Annotated in this window: 8 protein-coding genes; 2 read left to right on the plus strand and 6 right to left on the minus strand. The window is 68.6% G+C overall.

Going from position 1 to position 6,477, the window contains the following annotated elements; all coding sequences use genetic code 11:
• Positions 1–14 precede the first annotated feature (14 nt).
• Positions 15–701 (minus strand): SDR family NAD(P)-dependent oxidoreductase, encoded by a 687-nt coding sequence (locus R6Y94_RS24280; protein WP_318398145.1) that lies wholly within the window; start codon positions 699–701, stop codon positions 15–17.
• A 166-nt stretch (positions 702–867) separates the two neighbouring features.
• Between R6Y94_RS24280 and R6Y94_RS24285 the strand changes: the two genes are divergently transcribed.
• The gene (locus tag R6Y94_RS24285; protein ID WP_318398146.1) at positions 868–1,476 is read left to right on the plus strand and encodes a TetR/AcrR family transcriptional regulator; all 609 of its coding nucleotides are present in this window, start codon (positions 868–870) and stop codon (positions 1,474–1,476) included.
• A gap of 137 nt (positions 1,477–1,613) precedes the next feature.
• Here the strand turns inward: R6Y94_RS24285 and R6Y94_RS24290 are convergent, their stop codons facing one another.
• From R6Y94_RS24290 to R6Y94_RS24305, 4 genes are all read right to left on the minus strand, one after another.
• Positions 1,614–2,663: a hypothetical protein gene (locus R6Y94_RS24290; protein WP_318398147.1), complete on the minus strand. Its 1,050-nt coding sequence runs from the start codon at positions 2,661–2,663 to the stop codon at positions 1,614–1,616.
• Between the two features lie 223 nt (positions 2,664–2,886).
• The gene (locus R6Y94_RS24295; RefSeq protein WP_318398148.1) at positions 2,887–3,012 is read right to left on the minus strand and encodes a hypothetical protein; all 126 of its coding nucleotides are present in this window, start codon (positions 3,010–3,012) and stop codon (positions 2,887–2,889) included.
• 230 nt (positions 3,013–3,242) lie between these two features.
• Positions 3,243–3,845 carry a YdeI/OmpD-associated family protein gene (locus tag R6Y94_RS24300; protein ID WP_318398149.1) on the minus strand — a complete coding sequence of 201 codons (603 nt, stop codon included), beginning with the start codon at positions 3,843–3,845 and terminating at the stop codon, positions 3,243–3,245.
• 272 nt (positions 3,846–4,117) lie between these two features.
• Complete coding sequence (locus tag R6Y94_RS24305) at positions 4,118–4,279, minus strand: hypothetical protein (RefSeq protein WP_318398150.1); 162 nt, start codon at positions 4,277–4,279, stop codon at positions 4,118–4,120.
• A gap of 543 nt (positions 4,280–4,822) precedes the next feature.
• Here R6Y94_RS24305 and R6Y94_RS24310 point away from each other — a divergent pair.
• Positions 4,823–5,266, plus strand: a complete 444-nt coding sequence (locus R6Y94_RS24310; protein ID WP_318398151.1) for a hypothetical protein — start codon at positions 4,823–4,825, stop codon at positions 5,264–5,266.
• Positions 5,267–5,314: 48 nt separating this feature from the next.
• Here R6Y94_RS24310 and R6Y94_RS24315 read toward each other — a convergent pair whose 3' ends face one another.
• Positions 5,315–6,352 carry an alpha/beta hydrolase family esterase gene (locus R6Y94_RS24315; protein WP_318398152.1) on the minus strand — a complete coding sequence of 346 codons (1,038 nt, stop codon included), beginning with the start codon at positions 6,350–6,352 and terminating at the stop codon, positions 5,315–5,317.
• Positions 6,353–6,477 lie beyond the last annotated feature (125 nt).

Raw genomic sequence — 6,477 nt, forward strand, 5'->3', positions numbered from 1 at the left:
GCGTTCCTGTACGCCTACCAGCTCAAGTGCCCGAACTCGTCAGTAAAGGTCCCGGTCGGGCCGTCCACGTCGAGCGTGGCCAGGCGTACGACAGTTTTGGCGCTTTCCGCCACTGATCTTCCGATTCCGAAAGCGGCGGTCATGTCGGTGGCGGTGGTGCCGGGCTCGAGTGCGTTGAACTTGACACCCGGCTGGGACTTGGCGTACTGGACAGTGAGCATGGTGGCTGCCGACTTGGATGCCGCGTAGAGCGCAAGCGGCATATTGAACTCCGGCCGTTCGGGATTGGTCACCGCCCAGAAGGATCCCATGCTGCTCGAAAGGGTGACCACCGTAGGGTTTGAGGATTTTCGCAGCAGGGGCAGGGCTGCCTCCGTGACTCGGACGATCCCCACTGCGTTGGTGTCGAATACGCGCAGGGCTGTCGGTCCGTCGATGACTCCGGCTCCGAGGATGCCCGCGTTGTTCACCAGGACGTCGAGTCGACCCTCGGCTGAATCGATTGTTGCCAGCGCTTCGCTCACCGACGCGTCGTCGGTCACATCGAGCTGCACGAATCGTGCGCCCAGCGCCGCCGCGGCCTTCTCGCCTCGCTCGACGTCGCGCGCGCCGATGTACACGATGTGGCCCAGCTGGAGAAGCTGTTTGGCTGTCTCGAAACCGATGCCCTTGTTCGCGCCGGTGATCAGTGTGACGGTCATGAGTCTCCTCCGGGTATGCGGAGCGCAGCGCGCCGTCGACACGCGACTGCGGTGCGCGAGCGCGGCACCTTTTTGTACCGCTCGGTTGCACGGCCACGGTAGCAAGTTTTGTACTGATCGGTTCGTGAGCTGGGTCACGTTCTGTACCGAGCGGTAGGCTGTGCCCATGAGCACTGAGACGGCCGCCACCGGACGACCCCGGGCTTTCGACGAGGAGACGGTCCTCGGCCACGCCGCCGAGGTCTTCTGGCGCTACGGCTACGAGGGTGCGTCGCTGAGCGCCCTCACCAGCGCGATGGGCATCAACCGGCCGAGCCTGTACGCCACGTTCGGGAGCAAGGAGCAGCTGTTCCGGCGCGCCTTCGCCCGCTACCACGAGACCCAGGTGGCCAGTGCTCGCGCCGCACTCGAACAACCCACCGCACGCGCCGCCATAGAAGCTTTCCTGCGCTCCAGCGCCGACGGCCTCACCGCCGATGATCACCCCGCGGGCTGCCTCTCCATCCAGGGGGGCCTGGCCTGCTCGCCGGAGAACACCCGCATCTCCGAGGTCCTGGCCGCTGGCCGGGCCGCCACAGAGTCCGCCCTCGAAGAACGACTGTCCCGCGCGGCGGAGGAAGGTGACCTCCCGGAAGGCATGGATGCCCGGGCGCTGGCACGATTCGTGATGGCGCTCAGCGAGGGCCACGCCGTCCACGCCGCCGCCGGCGCGAGCCGCGAAGACCTCCATGCCTCCATCGACATCGCCCTGCGAGCCGTCGCGCTCCAGTCTTGATGGTCGTCGCAGCCCTAAGTCTTGACGTCGACGGTGACCAGTGGACCTGGTGGCGCTCCGTAGCGTCCGGATCGCGGTTAGAAGCGTCTTGGTGGTCGGGTACAGCGAGGTAGCCGGATGCGATGGGGGAGGCGCGGTCAGTTCCATCCTGTGGCGTTGCAGGACACCGTGTGGCAGTCCTCGCAGATGAAGAGGCTGCGCCAGCCGTCGCCGTACTCGCGGATCCGGTTCTCGACCGAGACGACGTGGAACATCAACCGTCCGCAGGAGGGGCAGGACGGATTCGCGTAGAGCCCGATCGGTGGACCGCCGGCAGTGCCGACGACGCCCGGCGTGAGCTGAATGTGGCCGTTGCAGTAGACGAGGTCCGCGTCGTAGGGCCGCAGTTCCACCGCGCCCAGCCCAAAGCCGGAGACCTCCAACGAGCGATAGGTCTCCTCTTCCTCGGCGGAGGGCGGCTGGGCGGACGTGACGGCCTCGCGGCGGTAGCGGCCAGAGTCGTCGATGCCTGCGTGGAGAGTCCACATGCAGGTAGCTCGTGTTCCGACGAGGTGGACACGGTCGGTCGGCCAGGGCGGCAGGCCCGGCACGTCTGCGTGGCGCAATGACAGGTAGTGCCAGGAGATCGGAGTGGCCGAGGGGTTCTGCGCTACCCGTTCGACCGGCAGCCCTACCGGGTGATCCACGGCAGCGAGTTCTCCCGGTCCATTGATCGGCCGCAGCCGCACCGCGCGCCGATGTGGCGAGAATCGGTACTGTGCTGGCCCGATGGAGGGCACCCAAATTCCGGAGAGCTCATACTTCTTGCGATCTCCACCGTTGCGCACATCCTCTGCGACCGCGCTCAGGGCGGCAGCGGTGCCGATCGCGGCGAGTGCCCGCGCGTCACCGAACGACCGGTCACTACGCAGCCTTTGCGCCAGGTGCTCCACGCACTGATCAGGTGCTCCGCCCAACAGCAGACACTGGTCCGCGAAGCTAACGTCGAACCGATCCAGCATGTCGGTGATGACTGCCTCCTGGTGCGGCCGGAACAACTCCGGTCGCGTACCCGCGAGGAAGGCGAGATGGTCACCGAGCCCTCTGGCGTCCGAGTCGGGCCGTTGGAGGAGTTCCACAAGCGCCGCGACATCCTCCGGGCTGTCGAGCGGCAACGGTGTCATACCCGTCACGGGCTTGATCGGCATCGGGGGACGGTATCACCTAGAGGCTCATGATGATCTTGCCGGCTGCTGGCTGGCCGCTCCTCGGCGATAACCGCGCCAATCGGGCCGAGCCGCTGCAACCGTATGTAACAGGCGGTCAGCGGCAGCTAAGCGCGCCGGGCTCTGGCTCAGGTCGCGGTGAAGACCACTGCGCGTCCTGCGGCAGCGGCTCGGTCATGGAACGCTTGGACTTGACGAAGTTGTTTCAGGTGTAGTCGAAACCCGTGCCGTCGGTCAAGCAGCGATGGATGGCGTCCCGAGCCTTGTCGGTATCGACCTTCAACCGGCCATCGCTCCACGACTCCGCTATCTCCTCGAGGAGCTCGCCCACCGTGTCGTTATCGCCGTCAGCCGCGAGTCCTGCTCTCTGGTGATGGCGAAGTGCACGCCCAACATGCCGGCGACCGTACGGCACAGACCACGGAGCTCAAGTACGGAACATGCGGCCGGACTGCAGACCGTGGCATGACGCACCATCCTCGGCGCGCCCAGAACGCCGGCAGTTGCGGTCTGCAACGCGCGGATCCGACATGTGAGTGCATTTGACCATGAAGATATCGATTATGGCGAGGTTGAAGGCTTGGCCTTCTGCGGGTAGATCGTCTCGTGGCGGGCCAGCATGGCGACGAATTCGCCGATCTTTCGCTCACGGGTCTGCGCCCGTTTGACGGCATTGACGCGATGGATGAGGGCGAACCGGTTGGTTTTGGTGAGTACGTCGAACATGGCCTGGGCGGCGGGGTCGGCGGCGATGGCGGCGAGGAGGTCGGCCGGCACCTCGGCTTCCGACGGTGGGGCGTAGGCGGCCGCCCACCGCCCGTCGGCCTTCGCGGCTTCCACCGCGGCGCGGCCCGGGGGCAGCATTCGCCCCTGTGCCTCCAGTCGGGCCACATGGGCGACGTTGCGTTGTGACCAGGAACTGCGGGACGTGCGAGGGGTGAACCGGATCCAGGAGGTCTCCTGATCCCGTCTGCGGGCCTGCCCGTCGATCCAGCCGAAGCACAGGGCCTCGTCGACCGCCTGCTGCCAGGTCAGCATGGTGACTGTGCCGCCCTTCTTGGTCAGGGCGAGCCAGACGCCGGGCGACGTGGCGTGGTTGGCCGACAACCACGCGCGCAGCGTGTCGGCGTCTGCGACGATCAACTCATCCAGTTCGGCACTCATGACGGCAGGCTAACCGCTTGCCGTGGCCGCAGCCCCTGCCTGTTGGCCTGTCCGACTGCCGGGCTTCCGGGCTGCCGGCGCCGGTCGCTCGGCGGACCGCCAGGGGCACGACCTCGATGCTCAGGACGATCTCGAGGTTGGGCATGTCAGACTCCTCGTGCCCGTGCGGCTAGCATCATCCACGACCACGGGCCTCCGGCAATCGCCCGCGCCACCCGCTGGCGGCCAGACGCCGTAAGAGCCGGCGACGCCCGGCGACCCAGCCGAACACCTCAATCGCTCGGTCCGCGGTGCGGACCGGTGCTGACCTCGACCTGGTCGCGCTGGGCGTCGCGTCGCGGGATGCCGTCGAGTACGTCCTCCCCGACCTGCCCGGGCCCACCCTGATGGATCCGCGGCGAGGCGTCGAGGTACGGCTGATCGACGCGCAGCACGGCGAGGTCAGCTTCGACCGGCCGGAGCAGGGGTACCGGATTACCTTCGTTTGGACCGCCGACTTGGTACGGCTCCGCCTTGACCCGCTGCCGGTCATGGCGGGAGCGCCGAACGGGGCGGACGGGTCGAACGCGCCGGAGCGGTCGGGCGAGGCGGACGGACCGGAAGCGTCGGGCGAATCGGCGGAGCCGGACGTGCCCGACTGGGGAAGGTCCGTGGGCAGCTGCTGCGGGTCCACCGGATTGACAAGGCGCTCCGGTCGCGGCTGGTGCATGGCCCCACGGATCCGGCGCTGGCCGAACAGCTACAGACCCTGATCGACGTGGCCTCGACCTGGCGCGGCGACGTGGTACGCCAATACGGGTGGCCGATCGGGCCGGGAGCCACGCCTGCTGGTCGGGTCGCGGCGTGGCGTCCCACACCTGGCGAAGTTCGGGTACCGGCTGGCAGGCGAACCGCCGACGTTACCCCGGTTCTTCGAGGCCGGGGCGCTGCCGGACGCGGAACGTCCGCTCGACTTCATCACCGCGGTGTGACCGGCGATGGCCAAGGAGTTGGGCTGGGGCTACTATCACGAGCTGTTCAGCACGCATCCGGAACGCACCGCCCTGCCCCTCGCCGAGTTCGCCGACCGGTACGCCGCACTCGACTGGTACCCCGCCAGGCGCGTCGAACTGGTCCGTCGGGCTGTACCGGACCGGGGCGACACGCTGGACCTGGCCCGCCTGGACCGGCCGCTCCGCCGGATCCGTACCCGGTCGCTGGCCGAACTTCAGCCGTACCTGCGCCGTTGGCTGACCCGGTCGGCCCGTCGGCGTACCGACCCCGCCCGCAGTGGCGACCTCGGCGGCCTTCTCGCCGCCATGTCCGTGTGGGTGAGCATCGACCTCCCACCGAGCGCAGGTCGAACCCGCCCTGGCCCGATGAAGTGCTGCAAGACCCTCACGACTCCCGCCGCGCCGCGCCGCCAGCGTCCTCGGCTGTAGCGGTCGGCCGCCGCGCAGTGCTGCCGGGACCTCAGTGCTGCCGGGACCTCAGTCCACGCGTGGGTGGGTGTCGAAGAAGCTCCAGATCGATTCCGTGGCGGTCAGCGCCGTCGAGGGCGGATCCAGCCCGAGCAGGCGCTCCGCTGTCGACTGCGTCGCGCCCGGCCATTGGTGTCCGGCGCCGGCGACGGTGATCAGGTCGACGTCGCGCCCGTCGGGGCAGTGGGCCGCCGAGGTGGTGACGGCTCCCGCGGTACGGACCTCCGGGGTGGGACACCGAGCGAGTTCCCGCCACCTGTCGATCTGGTCGCGCACGGGACCGCCGTCGATCTTGACCGGTAGCGGCCCGACTCCGCCGTTGTTCAGTGCCCCCGGGCGACCGTCGTACGGGATCACGCCGTCGGCCGTGCCATGGATGTGGAGCAGGGAGATCGGTGCTGGCGTCGGGCACGGCCCGAGGAGCGTACCGGCCACCACCCCGATCGCGGCGAAGGTGGTGGTTTCGCAGGCCAACCGGTAGGCGAGCATCCCGCCGTTGGATATCCCGGTCGCGTAGATCCGCTCCGGGTCGACCGGCAGCCTGGTGGAGAGGTCGGCCACCGTCGCGGCGATGAACGCGACATCGTCGACCCCGTGCCGGGCCGGCGATCCGCAGCAGTCGGAGCTGACCGCCCAGGACCGGTTCAGCCCATCCGGGTACGCGACCACGAAGCCGTGACGGTCCGCCATGGCGTTCCAGCCGTACGTCGTTTCCGCCTGGCGACCGCTGCCCAGGGCACCGTGCAACATCACCACGAGCGGTACCGGCGTCGACAACGACAGCTTGGCCGGCCGGTACAGCCGGAACGTGCGACTCCGGCCGTCCACCGTGACGCGGTGGACGGACGACCCCGTGGCGACGGCCCGGTTCTCTGGCTCGGCGGCGGTCGCCGCTGGCCTGGTCGGGGCGACGCTGGCCGGTGTGGTCGGTACGCCTGCCGCCCGCCGCGGCGACCGCACCAGGTCGCAGCCGGTCAGTACGGTGAGGACGCTCGCGATCGCCAGCACCGCCACCGTGGTGCGACAGGCCCTAGCTCGCCGGTCCATGGAGCCTTGCCTCCATCCCTCGTGGGACCCGTACTCGTCACTGGTGGTCGTTGGCCGGTCGATGTCTCGCCCCCCCCCCCCCACCCCCCGAACGGTACCGACATAACACCGCAAAAAAAGTGCCC

The sequence above is a fragment of the Plantactinospora sp. KLBMP9567 genome, assembly GCF_033446045.1.
Taxonomy (GTDB): Bacteria; Actinomycetota; Actinomycetes; order Mycobacteriales; family Micromonosporaceae; genus Plantactinospora.

Excerpts from the sequence above, each read along its gene's own strand:
- R6Y94_RS24280 (WP_318398145.1), bottom strand. The coding sequence starts at position 701 with ATGACCGTCACACTGATCACCGGCGCGAACAAGGGCATCGGTTTCGAG.
- R6Y94_RS24285 (WP_318398146.1), top strand. The coding sequence starts at position 868 with ATGAGCACTGAGACGGCCGCCACCGGACGACCCCGGGCTTTCGACGAG.
- R6Y94_RS24290 (WP_318398147.1), bottom strand. The coding sequence starts at position 2,663 with ATGCCGATCAAGCCCGTGACGGGTATGACACCGTTGCCGCTCGACAGC.
- R6Y94_RS24300 (WP_318398149.1), bottom strand. The coding sequence starts at position 3,845 with ATGAGTGCCGAACTGGATGAGTTGATCGTCGCAGACGCCGACACGCTG.
- R6Y94_RS24310 (WP_318398151.1), top strand. The coding sequence starts at position 4,823 with ATGGCCAAGGAGTTGGGCTGGGGCTACTATCACGAGCTGTTCAGCACG.
- R6Y94_RS24315 (WP_318398152.1), bottom strand. The coding sequence starts at position 6,352 with ATGGACCGGCGAGCTAGGGCCTGTCGCACCACGGTGGCGGTGCTGGCG.